Origin of the sequence: Oscillibacter sp., from assembly GCF_032060045.1 — a bacterium.
In the GTDB taxonomy this organism is placed as follows: domain Bacteria; phylum Bacillota; class Clostridia; order Oscillospirales; family Oscillospiraceae; genus Oscillibacter.
Window position 1 is genome coordinate 12,739 of record NZ_DAMBZJ010000015.1, and the last position, 17,040, is coordinate 29,778.

The 17,040-nt window shown below is 49.9% G+C and carries 12 protein-coding genes; 4 read left to right on the plus strand and 8 right to left on the minus strand.

Annotated elements, in window-relative coordinates; all coding sequences use genetic code 11:
* Positions 1–410: 410 nt before the first annotated feature.
* Positions 411–3,314 carry an SEL1-like repeat protein gene (locus RT018_RS07750; protein ID WP_312940776.1) on the plus strand — a complete coding sequence of 968 codons (2,904 nt, stop codon included), beginning with the start codon at positions 411–413 and terminating at the stop codon, positions 3,312–3,314.
* 282 nt (positions 3,315–3,596) lie between these two features.
* Here RT018_RS07750 and RT018_RS07755 read toward each other — a convergent pair whose 3' ends face one another.
* The 3 genes from RT018_RS07755 to RT018_RS07765 all read right to left on the minus strand — a co-directional run bounded on the left by RT018_RS07755 (position 3,597) and on the right by RT018_RS07765 (position 6,588).
* A complete protein-coding gene (locus RT018_RS07755) occupies positions 3,597–5,009 on the minus strand; it encodes an amino acid permease (RefSeq protein WP_312940777.1) in 1,413 nt (470 codons plus the stop codon).
* A gap of 471 nt (positions 5,010–5,480) precedes the next feature.
* The gene (locus RT018_RS07760) at positions 5,481–5,678 is read right to left on the minus strand and encodes a capping complex subunit for YIEGIA (protein WP_312940778.1); all 198 of its coding nucleotides are present in this window, start codon (positions 5,676–5,678) and stop codon (positions 5,481–5,483) included.
* A gap of 1 nt (position 5,679) precedes the next feature.
* Positions 5,680–6,588 (minus strand): YIEGIA domain-containing protein, encoded by a 909-nt coding sequence (locus RT018_RS07765; protein ID WP_312940779.1) that lies wholly within the window; start codon positions 6,586–6,588, stop codon positions 5,680–5,682.
* A 105-nt stretch (positions 6,589–6,693) separates the two neighbouring features.
* Here RT018_RS07765 and RT018_RS07770 point away from each other — a divergent pair, with 105 nt between their 5' ends.
* The 3 genes from RT018_RS07770 to RT018_RS07780 are packed head-to-tail and all read left to right on the plus strand — an operon-like array spanning position 6,694 to position 10,351.
* Positions 6,694–9,036, plus strand: coding sequence for a xanthine dehydrogenase family protein molybdopterin-binding subunit (locus RT018_RS07770; RefSeq protein ID WP_312940780.1), 2,343 nt, complete (start codon positions 6,694–6,696; stop codon positions 9,034–9,036).
* Between the two features lie 6 nt (positions 9,037–9,042).
* Positions 9,043–9,876 carry an FAD binding domain-containing protein gene (locus RT018_RS07775; protein WP_312940781.1) on the plus strand — a complete coding sequence of 278 codons (834 nt, stop codon included), beginning with the start codon at positions 9,043–9,045 and terminating at the stop codon, positions 9,874–9,876.
* A gap of 1 nt (position 9,877) precedes the next feature.
* The gene (locus RT018_RS07780) at positions 9,878–10,351 is read left to right on the plus strand and encodes a 2Fe-2S iron-sulfur cluster-binding protein (RefSeq protein WP_312940782.1); all 474 of its coding nucleotides are present in this window, start codon (positions 9,878–9,880) and stop codon (positions 10,349–10,351) included.
* Positions 10,352–10,558: 207 nt separating this feature from the next.
* Here RT018_RS07780 and RT018_RS07785 read toward each other — a convergent pair whose 3' ends face one another.
* From RT018_RS07785 to RT018_RS07805, 5 genes are all read right to left on the minus strand, one after another.
* A complete protein-coding gene (locus RT018_RS07785; protein WP_312940842.1) occupies positions 10,559–11,059 on the minus strand; it encodes a hypothetical protein in 501 nt (166 codons plus the stop codon).
* Positions 10,951–12,777: an S-layer homology domain-containing protein gene (locus RT018_RS07790; RefSeq protein WP_312940783.1), complete on the minus strand. Its 1,827-nt coding sequence runs from the start codon at positions 12,775–12,777 to the stop codon at positions 10,951–10,953. The genes RT018_RS07785 and RT018_RS07790 overlap by 109 nt, the downstream gene beginning before the upstream one ends.
* A gap of 307 nt (positions 12,778–13,084) precedes the next feature.
* Entirely contained in the window at positions 13,085–13,438 is a 354-nt protein-coding gene (locus tag RT018_RS07795; protein ID WP_312940784.1) for a sigma-70 family RNA polymerase sigma factor, read from the minus strand.
* Between the two features lie 7 nt (positions 13,439–13,445).
* Positions 13,446–15,152: a recombinase family protein gene (locus RT018_RS07800; protein WP_312940785.1), complete on the minus strand. Its 1,707-nt coding sequence runs from the start codon at positions 15,150–15,152 to the stop codon at positions 13,446–13,448.
* A 580-nt stretch (positions 15,153–15,732) separates the two neighbouring features.
* A partial coding sequence (locus RT018_RS07805) for a pyruvate formate lyase family protein (protein WP_312940787.1) occupies positions 15,733–17,040 on the minus strand: 1,308 nt, incomplete at its 5' end.

The following is a 17,040-nucleotide window of genomic DNA, read 5'->3' on the forward strand; positions in this document are numbered from 1 at the left end:
AGGTTAACTAAATTTTATCACGTTGGTTCATTCATTGCAAGGATAAGAGCTGAATTTTATCCGGAAATCATAGAACTGTACAAAAGCGAGTAGTAATTATTGGAAAAGAAACCTCGCCGTTTTCTTGTGTCTATCAGCAAGTTTCCCATGGATGTTAACTGGCAAGCAGGGCAAGTGTGACCACACTTGCTCTTTTTGTTTCCCGATGCTCTCGATAAGCCTTTTTATCGGTGGATCTTAAACTGAAGTATTAAAAGTCAAGCGGTAAATCATGACAAAATGCGACCAATATGTTATACTCAAAAATTAGTAACGCATTTATACGAATAATGGATCAACAGATACAATTTACGACCAATTCATTTCTAAATATATTGGTCTGTTGCCGTTAGAAGGGAGCCAAAATATAAATGGATAATAAGAACCCATCACAAAACAACGATGCCAATCGCAATGATGGTGCATCCGTCTTTTTCCTGAATCCCCAGCTGATGGTCAGTGCGGCCGCCAAAGTAAAGCGGCAAAAAGAGAATTTACAGGAACTGACAGAACGCGCAAGCGGCGACGATTTACAGGCGCAGCATGAGCTTGCGGTCTGCTATTATACAGGCGATGGTGCAGAGCAGGATTATCATCAAGCCATTTATTGGTTTACCCGTGCTGCCGAGCAAGGGCATGTCGTGGCGCAATACAATTTGGGCAGTTGCTATGAAAACGGCATTGGCGTGGAACCAGACGATGAAAAGGCTGTGCTGTGGTATCAGGAGGCGGCGGAGCAAAACTTCGCGCCTGCACAGTGTGCTTACGCTTGGTATATGGAACTGGGCAGGGGTATAAAAGAGGACAAGGAGCAGGCAGCGCATTTCTATCTGCTATCTGCCGAACAGGGCTATGCTCCGGCGCAATGTAATTTAGGCTTTTTCTACTACCATGGTATTAGTGTGGAAGTGGATAATCAGGAGGCTGTTCACTGGTTTTCAGAATCGGCGGAGCAGGGGTATCCGCGGGCTCGGTTTTTGCTGGGAGAATGCTATGATTACGGCTATGGTGTACAACAGGACAGGGCCAAAGCCGTTGAGTTATACCGCCTTGCCGCCGAGGACAATTTAGCTATGGCCCAGAGCAGACTTGGACTGCTCTATTTACGAGGAGAAGTTCTTGAACAAAGCGACGAGCAGGCATTTTTATGGTTTTCTAAAGGCGCTGCGCAGGAAGAGGCTTCCGCACAGTGCTTCCTGGGGGAGTGCTATGAATTTGGCTACGGGACAGAGCCGAATCTCCAAAAGGCGCTGGAACTGTATCGGCAAGCCGCCGAACGAGGCTCTGTTCCCGCGCAGTGTAATTTAGGCTATTGCTATTATGTAGGAATCGGCACAGAAGAAGACAATGAAGAAGCTTTCAAGTGGTTTTCTCTGGCGGCAAAGCGTGGGTATGCCCGCGCACAGTGTCTGCTGGGGGAATGCTGGCTGAATGGCCATGGTGTAGAAAAAGACCCCGTAAAAGCGACCGAATATTTTGAAGCTGCGGCCAATCAAGGTTATCCGCAGGCGCAATTTAATCTTGGCTGGTGCTGTGAGTGCGGTGTGGGCGTGAAGCAGGATCTGGAAAAAGCACGGGAGATGTATCGGCACGCCGCCGAACAGGGGCATGTCCCCGCACAGTGCAATTTGGGACAGCTATATTATTCAGGCATCGGCGTTGAGGAAAATAACGAGGAAGCCGTTAAATGGTTTTCCTTGGCGGCGGAGCGGCGGTATCCTCGGGCACAGTTTTTACTGGGGGAGTGCTTCGAAAACGGCTTTGGAGTGGAAAAAGACGCTGAAAAGGCGCTGGAGCAATACCGCTTGTCCGCCGAACAGGGGTATGCTTCCGCACAGAATAGGGTCGGTGTTTTTTATTATCATGGAATCGTGGTGGAGCAAGACTATCTCACAGCGATGGAATGGTTTGAACGCGCGGCGGAGCAGGGAATTATCAGTGCCAGACACAATCTTGGAAAATGCTATGAATTTGGCTATGGCGTAAAGAAGGATTACGCACAGGCCGCAAAGCATTATCATATTTCGGCAGGCCAGGGCTACGCGCCATCACAGGTGGATTTGGGCGTATTTTATGAAAATGGGCGGGGTGTGGAGAAAAATCCTGAAACAGCCTTTCGTTTTCACATGATGGCGGCGGAGCAGGGATTTCCAATCGGACAGTGCAATGTGGGCTGCTGCTATGAAGCTGGAACTGGCGTAGAGATAGATTACGCCGAAGCGCTGCGCTGGTATCATCTTGCCGCGGAGCAGAAGCATGCGCGGGCACAGTATCGATTGGGGTGTTGCTATGAGGATGGCATCGGCGTGGAACCGGACATTTCAAAAGCAATTGCATGGCATCGGCTTGCTGCCGAGCAGGGTTACGTGTACTCTCAGCGCAGTATGGGTCGTTTTTATGAGCAAGAGATTGGTGTCAAGCAGGACTATGAAGAAGCGATCAAGTGGTTTTTTCTTGCGGCTGAGCAGGGAGATGATGAGTCTCAGTGCACACTGGGTAATTTTTATCAAAAAGGCCTGGGTGTGCAGCAAGATTATCAAAAAGCCGTGTGGTGGTTTCAACAGGCTGTAGATCAGGATTGCGCGCGGGCGCAGAACAGTCTTGCCATCATGTTTGAAAAGGGATTAGGTATGGACCGGGATTACCAGGAAGCTGCCCGACTGTATCGCCTTGCGGCCGACAACGGAAATATAAATGCGATGTATAACCTCGCGGTGCTGTACGATTATGGACGGGGCATACCGCAGGATCAGGTTGAGGCAGTTCGTCTGTACCGGATAGCCGCCGAACAGGGGCAGCCGAGTGCGCTGGCCAATCTGGGTTATGCCTACAATCATGGAGAAGGCGGATTAGCAAAGGATCCACAGGAGGCCTTCCGGCTTTACCAGATGGCAGCAGAAAAAGGGAACGCAGTCGCGCAGTGCAACTTAGGTGTCATGTACAACAACGGGGAGAGTGTGGAGCGTGATCTCCAAGAAGCAGTTCGTCTTTATCGTCTTGCGGCCGAACAGGGCAATCGGACGGCGCTCAGCAATTTGGGCGAATGCTATGAAAATGGCGAAGGAGTAGAGCAGGATTTCACGCAGGCTATGCAGCTTTACCGGCAGGCTTTTGAAAAGGGGTATGCGTTTGCCGCCTCCAACATAGGCGCACTTTATGAAAAAGGGCTTGGTGTTGAAAAAAACCTTGACGAGGCAATCCGATGGTACCGTCTGGGGAAGGAGCGGGGAGATAGAACTGCAAAGAAGCACTTAAAGCGTTTGTCTAATTCTTGAGTTAACGATATTACTTATGCTGCGGTTGTCCGGGCAAAAAGATGCAATTTAAAGCTGAAAAGTAGTCTGACAAACATGGCAGACCGGCTGCAATTTAAGCAGTGAATTAAAACGCTTAAAAATCACTTAGTGATTTTTGAGCGTTTTTCTGTTGCCCAACAAATGCCTAAATTGCAGCCATAATTAAAAAAACGCTACAAAGTAGAACAAATCTAACGTATAAAATACAAGCGGCCATAAACAGAAAGGCAATGACGGTTTCTTCTCTGCGCGTTTGTCGCCTCACTCTTCGTCTTGATCAAAATCATTCAGTTCCTTAGAAAATTCTGCGCTTGCCAAGCCGGAGGAACCGTACTGATGCAGACGCTTTTTAACTTTGACATACCGTGCAATGGTATAGCAGGCGGTATAAAAAGCGACTAAGCAAACACCTGCGATGAGGCCCGACAGTTGGCCTTTCACAAAAGGCATACTGGCGATTGCGGCAATCAGAGAAACCAAAACAAAAACGGAAGTATGCGGAAATCCGCGCATTTGACAATTCCCGTCCGGGGGGCAGCCGAATTTCTTGCGGTATCGTATGTGTGTCGCCATAATAACCGCATAGGAAAATAACAACGCAAAGCCGCCGGAACTGATCAGGAAAAGGTAAACTCTAGGGAAAAAAAGACCGAACCGCAGCGCGAGCAGCATCGCTGCCCCGGAACAGAGAATGCCGCGATAGGGAACGTTGCCCTTGTCTCCAAGCCAACTGGGCGCCATATGCTCGTCTGCCAGCGATCGTATCATTCTGCCCAGCGCAAACATCGCTGCCAGCATGGTGGACAAGATTGCGGTAATCAGCACCACATTCATAGCGGCGCCCACCCAAGATAGTCCGTTTGTTTGCAGTGCCAATACGATTGGACTGGAGTTTTCACTGATTTGGTCTGTGGGGATAAGTGGTAGCAGGAGAAACATAAAAACAATATATATTCCTACCAGCGAGATTACCGTATACCGAATTGCCTTGGGAATTGTTTTTTGCGGATTTTCTGTTTCGGAAGCGGTAAACCCGATAATTTCAAACCCGGCGTATGTGAACATCACGATAAGCATACTTCCGGCCAGGCCTGTCAGGCCGTTTGGCAATAGAGGCTCCTTTGAAAGCGCGCCCAGCCCGATGGCCGTTTTTCCCGGAAAGAGCCCGAAAATCAACAACAGCGAAACCAAAAGAAACGATAAAATTGCCAAAATTTTTAGTCCAGCCAACACGCTTTCTAATTTACTGAGCCTGCTTGCGCTGAGAAGGTTTAGTAACGTCACAGCCAGAATAATCCCGCTTCCAAGCCAGGCAATGGATACGTTTGGCAGCCATTCCCGCACCAGTGTGGATACAGCAGCGGCTTCGCTGGACATGGCGAGGACCATTCCGGTCCAATAGGTCCATCCGACTACATAACCGGTTCCGGGACCAAATGCTTGGGAAGCAAACGATTGAAAGGAGCCCTTGCCTGGATTTGCCACCGTCATTTCAGAAAGTGCGTACAAAATATAATAGACAAGAATACCGCCAAAAATAAAACCAATCACCACAGAAGGTCCCGCGGTATGGATCGCAACGGAACAACCCAGAAAAAAAGAGCCGCCTATGACGGTACCAAGTGCCAGCATGACGATCTGCCATACGCTTAAGCCTTTATCTTGCTTTTTCATTTTTCCACTCCAAATTACATTAATAGCTTTATTTTCTCTAAAAATTCGGAATCTATGAGATGAAAATGTTGCTGTTCAAAATATAAGGCCATGCACTTTTATGCATGGCCTTAGGCTTTGGACAAGACGACGTATACACTTTGGGCAGGCTGGTTTGCGGCACGCCTTTGCAGCAGGCGCAGATATAATCGGTATGGATTGCAAAAAATGAACTACCTTGCAAGTCTTGCCAACGTGATCGCATTCCCGGCTGATTTCCTCCGCTGTGTGAACATCGTGGTTTGGTATAATCAGCGACGGACATCGGCCTTGCAACGCGTACTGAAGAAAGAAGAATCCATCTTTGCCGGACAGAAGCAAACAACCGCATTTTGCGAGCAGACATGCGTCCGGAGGTCGTGGTTGATCGATTGACAGGCGCCATGCGTCCTTTTACCCAACGGCTGTGAGGGGAGATCGCTTGTCATCACATCACGATCTTTTTCCTTCTTCCGAAATCAAAATATAGTCGCCGTTTTTAAGCTGCACGGTATCCGCCATTAGTGCCCGCCCCAAATCCAGCAATAATTGTTTTTGTTCTTCTTCGTTTTTTACCAACAGCGCCAGGGGCTTGCCGCCAAGCACCCGCTTTTCATCCGACGTAATATAGACCACGATGCTTTTTGCCATGTCAGCCTCCCAGTTGCGTATCCATAATCCGCTTGATTTTGCGGCTGTTTTCCAGAATCGGAGTATTGCGGACAGCGTGAATCAATTGGTCTGGATGATTGAGAATCGGGACAAAAGCAAGAATAATTTTCCCGGTCGCAAAATTGCGCCGCATAAATTTATAGCGCTTTACACCCAAAGCACGAACCGCTTCAAAGAGGATGGCCTGTCGCTGACCGTAATTTTCCAGAGTAATACGACAGGCTTTGTTCTTAGGCTCTAAAACCACAGCGATTCCCTCCTTTAAAAAAGCCTCCCGGCTCCTGTCCGTCCCAAGGTAATTGGTCACAAACATATCATCCACATAGAGTTCTGAACCTCTCACCTCAATAGTTCCCTGACGAACCACACATATGTCTTTGATTGTTTTTCCTTTTGTAAAGCGATGACAGAAAAAGATGACAAGCAGTCCTGCAACAACCCCCGCGGCAATGTTGAGAAGAGGATCGGCAAAATTAACCAGCTTCATTGCCAGCACGGTAAGAAGCGCGGTGACCAGAGAAATATAGCTTCTGGACTCAAAGGTCTTGGAAATTCCGTCGATATAGGCAGCCCCACGTTGAATGTATTCCGAATGTTCCAATTTCTCAAGGCTATCCCGCTCGGTTTTCCTGATTTCGCGAAACTGCTGCACCGCGACGGTCAGGAAGGTAACGGAGGCATAATTTTTAGCCAGAATGGCTGGAATTGCAATTGCGCCCAGAGCGGAAGCGATTAAGCCCAGAATGATATTGTTGAAGTAGGCACTGGGATAGGTTGGGACTTGTCTAAAATCTACTTTTAGGGTAATGATTCTGGCGCTCGTTCCCATAATAATTCCAGTTACGATCAAGGTGATGTCTGCTGCGCTCAGCACTTTGGCTGTTTCCAATATTTGACCTCCAATTCAACAAGCCTTCTATTTCCGATTAGCACGGGCATATTGTTCCTTGATTTGGTAAATAATATGTGTCAAAACCTGATCGGAGTTGAAAATATGCCAAAAACTGGGGTCGGAGTCACCGTCATCCGAAAAGAAGCAAACGACAAAGTGACCGGCTGTGCAAAATATACGGATGATTTCCGTTCGGTTGGAACGCTGGTGGCCTGGATTGTAACAAGCACCTGCGCCAGTGGGAAGATCCTGAAAATTGATGCAGACGCAGCGGCGGCTATGCCCGGAGTCCGGGCCATTCTTACGGGAATCGATGCGCCCATGGCCGGCTCGCTTTTGGAAGATCGGCCACCTCTAGCCAAGGAAAAAGTGAGATATTACGGGGAGCCGGTTGCCATTGTGGTGGCTGACAATGAAAAAGCAGCCGCACAGGCTGCTTTTACGATTCAGGTGGAATATGAACCACTGTCGGTTCTGAACGCCCCCTCGGAGGCCTTGCGAGCGGGAGCGATTCTGGTTCATGAAAATCTGGGAAGCTATAAGAAAATTGTAAACGATATCTATCCGGAGCCCAGTTCCAACATCTGCGACCGCAAGCAAATCCGAAAGGGAGATATTCAACAGGGATTTTCGGATAGCCAGGTTGTGGTAGAGGGACAGTTTACCTTGCCACAGTCAGATCATATTGCCATGGAGACGCGCGCGGTGCAGGCCAAAATTGATGCGGATGGAACCGTGTTTATCCGATCTTCCTCTCAGTCTCCTCACGGAGTGAAGAAAGAAGTCAGCACGGTATTTGGCCTGGACGAGGGGAAAGTTGTGGTGGAGGTTCCGTTTGTTGGCGGTGGATTTGGCGGCAAGGCACCCGTTCAATTGGAGTTGTTGGCTTATATGGCATCCCGCGCGGTTGGGGGAAGAGAAGTCCGAATCTTGAACTCTCGGGAAAACGATATGGTTACCTCCCCCTGCAAGCTGGGTCTGGAGGCCACTATAAAAATGGGCGCAAGCACGGATGGCACGATCAAAGCAATTCAAATGACGTACCTCGTCGATACAGGCGCTTACGCAGATATCGGCCCTCGCCTGACCAAAGCCATCGCCGCGGACTGTACGGGGCCGTATCATATTGAAAACGTCTGGTGCGACGCACTTTGCCTCTATACAAATCACCCATATGCCACGTCATTTCGAGGGTTTGGACATGCCTCTTATACATTTTGTGTGGAGCGGATGATTGACAAGCTTTCTCGAAAACTTCAAATAGACCCGGCGCTCATACGCGAAAAGAACGCCCTTCAACCCGGAATGCTGACGCCCACGCAAGTTAAGGTGACGGAAAGCAACTTTGGAAATCTCACCGCCTGCATAACGAAGCTGAAGCAGTTGATCAATTGGAGCGAGGGACAACGGCTGGATATTGGGGGCGACAAAATTCGCGCCAAGGGAATCGCCTGTTTCTGGAAGACCTCCAATTCACCCACCGATGCGTCCTCGGGGGTTTTTTTAACATTCAACGAAGATGGAAGTATCAACTTGAATTGCGGCTGTGTGGAATATGGGCCGGCGATGAAAACCACGCTTGCCCAAATTCTCTCGGAAAAGTTGAAAATGGACATCAATCGCATTTTTGTCAATATGGACGTTAATACAAAATACAGCCCTAAGCACTGGAAGACGGTGGCAAGCATGACAACCTATCTGGCTGGGAATGCCGTTCTGCGTGCGGCCGAGGACGTTATCCGGCAGCTGAAAAGCCTTGCTGCCGTGGTGCTGCGGTGCTCTCCCGAAAACCTGGAAGTGGCCGACGAACTGGTCTATTTAAAAAGTGATCCAACGCAGTATCTAAAGTTTAAAGACTTGGCGCATGGATACAAATATCAGAATGGAAACGCTGTGGAGGGGCAAATTCTGGGACGGGGAAGCTTCATCATGAGTGGCCTGACTCCCATGGATCAGGCGACGGGGAAGGGTAAGACCGGACCTTATTGGACCGTTGGGGCGCAGGCGGTGGAAGTTGAGTTTGATAAACGAGAGTACACCTACCGGCTGGTAAAGGCTGCGACTGTTATGGATGCGGGGCGGGTCCTGAATCCGGCCATGGCGGATGCGGTTGTGAAAGGCGGTATGTGCATGGGCCTTGGTCTTGGGAGTCGGGAATGCTTTCATTACGACCAAAAAGGAAAAGTTCTAAACACGAGCCTTAGAACCTATAAGGTGATGCATTTTGGAGAGACGCCGGAATATTTGGTGGGCTTTGTGGAGACCCCGCAGATGGACTCGCCCTATGCGGCTAGGGGAATTGCCGAACACAGTATCATTGGTATGCCGGCGGCGCTTGGGAACGCTCTTTCCCTTGCTGCGGGAGTGGAGCTGGACGAACTTCCGCTTGTCCCGGAAACAATTTGGAGAGCCAAAACGCAAGCATCCGCAGAGAAAAAGGAGTGAGCCAAGATGATTCCGTTTGACTTTGAATATTACCGGCCGGATACTGCAAAAGGAGCCGTTTCAGTGTTTGCCGAATTGGAAGCGAAGGGGAAAAACCCTGTTTTTTACGGCGGCGGAAGCGAACTCATCAGCATGGCGCGGGTTGGCAGTCGCTCTTTTGGTGCAGTTGTCGATCTCAAGAATATTTCGGAATGCACAAGGATGGAAGACCGGGGGGATTATGTTTATCTAGGAGCGGGGCTCACTCTGTCGGATCTGATCGAGTGGAATGGTTTTCCCCTCCTCGCCAAAACAGCTGGACGCATCGCCGACCATACCATGCAGTGTAAAATCACATTGGGTGGTAATTTAGCCGCTACGATCATTTATCGGGAAACGGCGTTGCCACTCCTCTTGTCGGATGCAAAGCTGACCTTTGCAGCAGCGGATGGCTTCCAGGAATACGAGATTGATAGAGTGTTTCAGGAGCGGCTGTTTCTGCCTCCGGGCGCGTTTTTAGCGGGAGTGACGCTGGACAAGCGCTTTTTTTCGCTGCCGTATTTTCATGAGAAAAAAACAAGGAATGAAAAAATAGACTATCCGCTCATCACCGCGGCAGGACTCAAAAAAGAGGGAGCACTTAGAATTGCATTTAGCGGATTGGCCGCATTTCCGTTTCGCAATAGTAAAGTTGAGAAAATTCTGAACAGTTCGTTACTCAGCCGGGAAAAAAGGGCGGACAAAGTGGTAAAGGTTCTGTCTGAAATTATTCAAAGTGATTTATCTGGTTCCGCGGAATACCGAAAATTTGTTTTAAAAGAAACCATCCTCAATATTTTAGATACGATGGAGGGGGTATGAGATGTACAGTCTGAAGGAAAAGAGCGTCGTTTCGTTGAACATAAATAGCGAAATTAAAGATGTAATGATAGCGCCGTCCGATATCCTTTTGGAAACGCTGAGGAACCAGTTGGGACTAACGGGTGCAAAGCCAGGCTGTGAAAACGGGGACTGTGGCGCGTGCACCGTGCTGGTAGACGGCTGGCCAGTCAAATCTTGCCTAATGCTGACGGTGGAGGCAATTGGAAAACAGATTACCACGGTGGAGGGACTGAAAAATGCCCCTATCCAGAAAGCGTTTATCGAAAAATTTGGATTTCAGTGTGGCTATTGTACGTCTGGATTTCTCATGGTCTGCCACGCGCTGGCGGCAATTCATCCGAATCCCCCCGATGTTTTAATGGATGACTGGCTGCAAAGCAACATTTGCCGCTGCACCAGCTACGAGGAAATTGGGAATGCTGTCCGTGCCATTTTGTCTGGCGAGATTTCATAGTTTTACTTTAGGCAGTGCCAAATCAAGCTGTTCCCGCATGCTGCAAAATGAGACGCAAAGAGACAAAAGGGAAGTGGCAAACAAAAAAGCAGGGACAGTGACGCCACACAGGCACAGTTTAAACTGACAAAGGATTCTCTGTGCATCCCACTTAAATGACTGTGGGGCCAGCGCTCTTTAAGCGCTGGCCCCACACTTGTTCCGAAGTTATTTAAGGTTGCTGCTGATGTACTCTCCGACAATGCTGAGCACATAGTTTTGGCAGGCTGCACCGGTTTTCCAATCGAAATTTTCTCCGTAAATTCCGGTGTTGGACAAAATACGCACACCCAGATACGGGACATGATAAGTTCTACAAATCTGCGCGGCGGCATCGGTTTCCATTTCTTCGCAGGAGGTTCCAACCGTTTTGTTCAGATAGAGCATCCGGTCAATCTGATTATTCCATTCGTTGGAGGTGCCGATGGTCCCTTCCACCACGGAGCCGTCTTTATAGCTGCTTTTAACGGCGTTGGCGGCCTTCAGCAGGGCTGGGTCGGCATGATGATAGACAGACTGTGTAAAGGTGGCTTCGTCTCGGTCATAGGCATAGACCCCATTCATTTCAAAGGCGGTGTAGTCCACACCCGAACCCTTGGCGGAGGCAATGGTTTTCCAGGCAGAATAGTTGACAGTCCGCTTGCCCAGAACAATGTCATAGGTGTGCAGGGCCGGATCGTGCCGCCGGAGGTGCCCTGATCAATCACCGCAGAGGGATTGAAAAATTCCATGGCAAGCGCAGTGGAGGCTCCCGTATTGGCAAGGCCCTGTTCCGTCCGGCAGACCACGACCGGATAGCCATTGTAGGTGCCGGCGACATAGTCCCACTTGCCCAGCTTGTAGGAGGTGGGATTGCTCAGTGCGCTAATCATCGTGGTCGTCTCAATGCCCATGGCGCCTTCCAGCAAGATGGGCCGTTGTGTTTTATCATAGCTTTGGGTATTCAGAGAGGCCGCTTGGCTGTTGGCGGTCACGGAAGTGGGGGCGCTGCTGAGATAGGAGGTGATATACTGCTTTGCCACATTGAGGACGTAGCTTTGACAGGCCGTGCCGGTTTTCCAGTCGAAGTTCTCGCCGTAGATTCCGGTATTGGACAGAACACGGATGCCTAAAAACGGAATGTCGTAAGTCTTGCAGATCTGGGCAACCGCATTGGTTTCCATTTCCTCGCAGGAAGAGCCAAAGGTTTCGTAAAGATACAGCATACGGTCAATCTGATTGTTCCAGGCGTCGCAGGAATCAATGATTCCAGCGACAACCCGACCCTGCGTGTACATGCCCTTGACCGCATTGGCGGCAGCCAGCAATGTGGCGTCGGCATCATAGTAGACCTGCTGCTTAAATTCTCCGGCAGTCTTATCATAAGCGTAGACGCCCTGCAACTCAATGTCTTTATAGTCCACACCAGCTCCCTTGGCAGAGGCGCCCGATTTCCATGCGCTGCCGTCAAAGGACTGCTTGCCGATCACGATGTCATAGGTGTGCAGAGCCGGGTCATGTCCGCCGGAGGTACCCTGATTGATGACCGCGACAGGATTAAAAAATTCCATGGCAAGGGCTGTGGAAGCGGCTGCATTGGCCTGCCCCTGTTCGGTTCGGCAGACCACCACAGGGTAGCCACAGTATGTGCCCGCCACATAATCATATTGGCCCAGTGTGTATTCCACCGGATTGGTCAGCGCTTCGATCATTGTGGTCGTTTCAATTCCCATGGCGCCTTCCAGCAGCAGCGGGCGCTTGGCACTAGTATAGGCATCTTCCGCTTTGCTGAAATAATTATAGAGAATCTGGGCCAACTGTCCCCGGGTCACCGCACCGGCGGGATTCAGCTTGTCTCCGCTACCATTGATGATCCCGGAACCCACGGCCATTTTTATGTAGGGCAGCGCATAGGAGGCCACCTGATCCACATCCTTATAGGCGGACAAATCACCGCTTTGCAGGGTTTTGCCGGTCAGCTCTGCATAAGCACACATCACCTTGACAAGCTGCTGGCGGTTGAGTTTTGTATTTGCGGAGAATCCTGCGGATGTGCCCTCTGTCAGACCGGTGTCTTTCGACCACGCGGCAGCAGAGGCGTACCATGCGTTTGGTGCAACATCCTGAAAAGACTTCATGCCGGAAACGGAAGGCATTTCCTGAATATTATAAAGCGTTTGAAACAACTGGGCCCGGGTCACCGTGTTTTCCGCACGAAAGGTTCCATCTCCGTATCCGTTCATGTATCCCCGCTCCCAGACAAACTGAATGGCGGTTGAAAATGCAGAAGTCTCTGTCACATCGCCCGGGCCGGTTTTGCTTGCGGTTTTTGCGGAAACGGCCGTGGTCATAATTGTCAGCATTGACATTGCCAGAACAAGGGACAGCATTTTTTTCCCAATATTCATCTTTCGATAACCTCTCTTCTAGTTGTAACATCACTTAAAGGTACTACCTTAATCAAGACGGTATTGTACAGGACTTTTATTATAAATGCAATTAAAAAATAAATTTTCAGCGAATTAAAAAAACAAGCGCCGTTTCCGGCGCTAGTTTCCGTGTTTTTTACATTGGAACTTTTGTTTTTTAAGTTACTTCATAGTTTTGCTCTGGGGGATGCATCAACACTTTGGGGTTCTGGCTTCCGACGACGAGGATTTCGTTACTAGGGTTCTCTCCGGTGGACAGGGATTATACGTACTTGCAATGGCACTGCTACGATTCCCGTCCCTGAAACGCCTCCCGCAGTTTTGCCAGCGCCTTTGTCTCCAAGCGTGATACGTAGCTCCGCGAGATTCCGAAAGAGGAGGCAACTTCCCGCTGGGTTAGGGGAACCGTGCCACCCAGACCGTACCGCAGGCGAATAATCTCTGCCTCGCGCCGAGTCAGCGTTTCCGCCACAAGACGGCGCAGACGCAGCGCGTCGTCCCGGTCCTGTATGTCATCCAACATCGTGTCGTTGACACCCACCACATCCATTAGCTGCAAGGCGTTGCCCTCTTTGTCCGTGTCAATGGAATCGGCAAGAGATAAGTCGCCCTGAAGCTTTTTTTGGCTGCGGAAATACATCAGAATCTCATTTGCTATTCTCTCTCAGCGGCTCGTTTCTGCACGCCAGCTTTGGCAAATCCACCTCGCCCTCACTGCCAAAGAGGTAGAGATGGATATGTTCGCCATCCCAGACGATTTTCTTCAAACAGGTGCGGATGGCAACCCGCTTCTCCTCCACCGTCATGGAGTCTATGGTGTTTTTGAAGGAAGAGAGCATTTCCTGAAAGATATCGAACTCCAAATCTGCCAATTCGTGACCGGCGGTGAGCTGCTGTAGCTTCTCGGTATGGCGCTTGAACTGCTCTACCTCTTTGTGAAGATCGTCAATCTGCGCCACAATATATTCCTCCGCAGCGCTTCCTGCCGCCTTTGTCAGAGAGGACACCAGCGCCTTGATCTCGCTCTCCTTGCTCCGTTGCTCCTGAGCTAACTGCTCCAAACGGAGATCGTACTCCTCGCGGTTGCCCGACAGCGCCTTTCTTCCGGCCTTTAACCGCTCGATGAAGGCGCTGTGGTCCTCAGAGAGCTTTTTCATTTCGGATAGAATCGTCTGATCCAACAGATTGCCGTTGACATTCTTAACGTCACAGCAATGGGAGCGACTGCGCTCTTTCATGGTGCACATATACGTATAAAGAGTTTCGCCGTCCGCGGTCTGGCGGTTGGTTAGCTTGGGGCGCATATAATCTCCGCACTTTCCGCAATATAGCAGTCCCGACAGCAATGCCACATTGCTGCGGGGTTTGCGATAGCCTTTGTTGCGGTTCTGCCCTAAAAACTGTTGCGCTTTGATCCACTGCGTACCCGGGATCAGGCCGGGGTGACGACCCACGGAGGTAATCCACTCCTGCATGGGACGCAGCTGATTGGCCTTGCCCTGTTTTTGAATGGTTCGGTTGTAGACCATCAGTCCATGGATGCCGTCAAAATCGTCCTCCGAGGCAAAGAGGTCGGTCTCATGTTCTTTCAAATACCGGTAGGCGTCCTGATCTGCGATCATATAGACGGGATTTTGCAAAATATTTCGGATGGCAAACCGGGTGAACTGCTTGCCATTTTTCGTCCGATAGCCCTGCTCCAGCAGAAAGGCATCCGTTTTGGTCAGGGAATTGGTTTCCAAAAATATTTGAAAAACCACCTGAATGACATCTGCTTCCGCCTGAATCAGCTTGAGTTTGCAGGCCTTCCGTACTTTTCCATCCACCATGACCTTTTGCACCTGCTCCGAGGCGTACCCCGTGGGTGTCACACCGCCCAGCCAGCGGCCGGTTTTTGCCAGCTCATGCATATTGTCCCGAATGCGCTCGGCAATGGTCTCCCGCTCCAGTTGGGAAAACACGGAGGCAATGTACATCATGGCGCGCCCCATGGGATTCTCCGTGTCGAACTGCTCCCGGATCGACACAAAAGAGACCTTCAGATCTTTCAGCTCTTCGATCAGCTTGGCAAAATCTCCAATATTGCGGCTGATGCGGTCGAGCCGGTAAACCACAATGGTGGAGATTTTTCCATCCCGCGCGTCTGCCATCATCCTTTTAAACTTGGGCCGCTCCAAGTTGCCTCCGGAGAAGCCTTCATCCTCATAGATCAAGACCGAGTTTGCGGCATCGTCGTCCTGATGAACCCGAACATACTGGCGGCACAGCTCAATTTGGTTTTCAATGCTCTCGCCCTTTCCGGTAAACTTGGACTTTCGAGAGTAAATGGCGATGAGCCGACGATCTGTCTGCATGAAAATCCTCCGTTCCATATTGTCGTATATCTGCAAATATTATAACACAACGTGCTGGCTAAAAAAGTAGGTAGGGCGGTGTGCTGAAATTTGCTCAAAATCGTGAAGGAGACAACCTTCTTTTCTGTCAAACCAGCAATCTGTTACATATAAGCTTGCTCCCTCGTATCCATTTAGATGAATAAGTTCATTTTCGCCCAATTAAAGCCCTACATAAATAGCCCAGAAGTCAAGTAAATGACCTCTGGGTTATGTGATTTCAGAGTGTTTTTTACTAGCATCCATGTAGAAGCCCAAGGCTTGCTGAGGAATCCAACAGCTCTTGAGACAGCGTACATTGTCTCAAGAGCCGTTGCTACTTTTATAATCGTGGAGCTTTCACCTGTGCGGAGAATTTTTCCATGGGAACGATGCTCAACCCCGCCATCAACGTTCCTTTACAGGTTTTATTAGCGGGTCTACCATATAGTGCCTGCTGTAAACTTGAATGTTCGATGTATTCGCCTTGGAAAAAGCATGAAGGTGATATAGGCAAAGGGAGCGCGCATCCAGCGCACCCCCTTTGCAATGGTCTTGTTTTTTAGAACGCCTGCTCTGTTCGGTCAATAATTTCGTCCTGAAGAGGCTTATCGAGGTTGCGGAAGTGATCGCTGTAACCTGCCACACGGACGATGAGGTCCTTGTAGTCCTCGGGATTCTCCTGGGCCTCCAGAAGTACTTCACGGTGTACCACATTAAACTGAACGTGGTGACCATCCATATTAAAATAGGTTCGAATGTAGTTTGCGAGATTGTCGATTCCGCGCTCATCGGCCAGAGCCTCCGGGGTGAATTTCTGGTTGAGCAGAGTGCCGCCGGTCTTCAGATGATCCATCTTAGCGCAGGACTTGATAACAGCCGTAGGCCCGTTGATATCGGCACCCTTCTCGGGGGAAATACCCTCGGAGACCGGTTTCCCGTCCAGACGGCCGCTTGCGCTGGCGATCATGACCTGACCGAAGTACACATGACAGGTCGTTGGAAGCATATCTACGCGGTACAAGCCGCCTCTCATATTGGGACGGGCGGAAACATTGTCCACGAAGTAATTAAATACCTTTTTCATCGAATCATCGGCGTAATCGTCGTCATTGCCGTACTTTGGGGTCTTGTTTTTCACCAGATTCAATATGTTTTCATAACCCACGAAGTTGACCTTCATAGCCTTGAGCAGGTCATCTATGGTAAACTTCTTCTGGTCGTAGACGTTGTACTTCACTGCGGTCAGACTGTCCGCGATGGTGCCGGTTCCTACGCCCTGAATGACACTGGTGTTGTATCGGGCACCGCCGGCGTTATAGTCCTCCCCCCGCGCAATGCAGTCGTTAGTCAAGATTGATAGGAATGGCACGGGCATATAGCGGGCGAAAAGTTGCTCGATTACGTTGGAGCCGCGAATCTTGATATTCAGGAAATAGTCAATCTGCTTGGTGTAGGCATCCCACAGTTCATCAAAGGTCGCGAAGTTCCGCGCGTCGCCAGTTTGGGGGCCTAGCTGCTTGCCAGTCTTTTGATCTACGCCGTTGTACAGGGCCAGCTCAAATACTTTAGGCAGATTGAAGTAACCTTGTAAAATATAGGCTTCATTGCCGAATGCACCGGTTTCCACGCAGCCAGAGCAGCCGCCTTTCCGCGCATCCGCCAGAGACTTTCCAGCGTTCATCAGCTCCTGAATAATGGCCTCCGTATTGTAGAACGCAGGCTGTCCCCAGCCCTCTCGGGCAATCTCGCAGGCACGCTTGAGGAATTTCTGAGGATTTTTCCGGCTGATCTGCACGTTGGAATTGGGCTGAATCAGCCGCATCTCATCCATGCAGTCCAGAATAATGTAGGAAACATCGTTGACACC

Bases quoted from the DNA above. Each gene is read 5' to 3' on its own strand.
- RT018_RS07750 (WP_312940776.1), top strand. From the start codon at position 411: ATGGATAATAAGAACCCATCACAAAACAACGATGCCAATCGCAATGAT.
- RT018_RS07755 (WP_312940777.1), bottom strand. From the start codon at position 5,009: ATGAAAAAGCAAGATAAAGGCTTAAGCGTATGGCAGATCGTCATGCTG.
- RT018_RS07760 (WP_312940778.1), bottom strand. From the start codon at position 5,678: ATGGCAAAAAGCATCGTGGTCTATATTACGTCGGATGAAAAGCGGGTG.
- RT018_RS07770 (WP_312940780.1), top strand. From the start codon at position 6,694: ATGCCAAAAACTGGGGTCGGAGTCACCGTCATCCGAAAAGAAGCAAAC.
- RT018_RS07775 (WP_312940781.1), top strand. From the start codon at position 9,043: ATGATTCCGTTTGACTTTGAATATTACCGGCCGGATACTGCAAAAGGA.
- RT018_RS07780 (WP_312940782.1), top strand. From the start codon at position 9,878: ATGTACAGTCTGAAGGAAAAGAGCGTCGTTTCGTTGAACATAAATAGC.
- RT018_RS07790 (WP_312940783.1), bottom strand. From the start codon at position 12,777: ATGAATATTGGGAAAAAAATGCTGTCCCTTGTTCTGGCAATGTCAATG.
- RT018_RS07795 (WP_312940784.1), bottom strand. From the start codon at position 13,438: ATGTATTTCCGCAGCCAAAAAAAGCTTCAGGGCGACTTATCTCTTGCC.
- RT018_RS07800 (WP_312940785.1), bottom strand. From the start codon at position 15,152: ATGCAGACAGATCGTCGGCTCATCGCCATTTACTCTCGAAAGTCCAAG.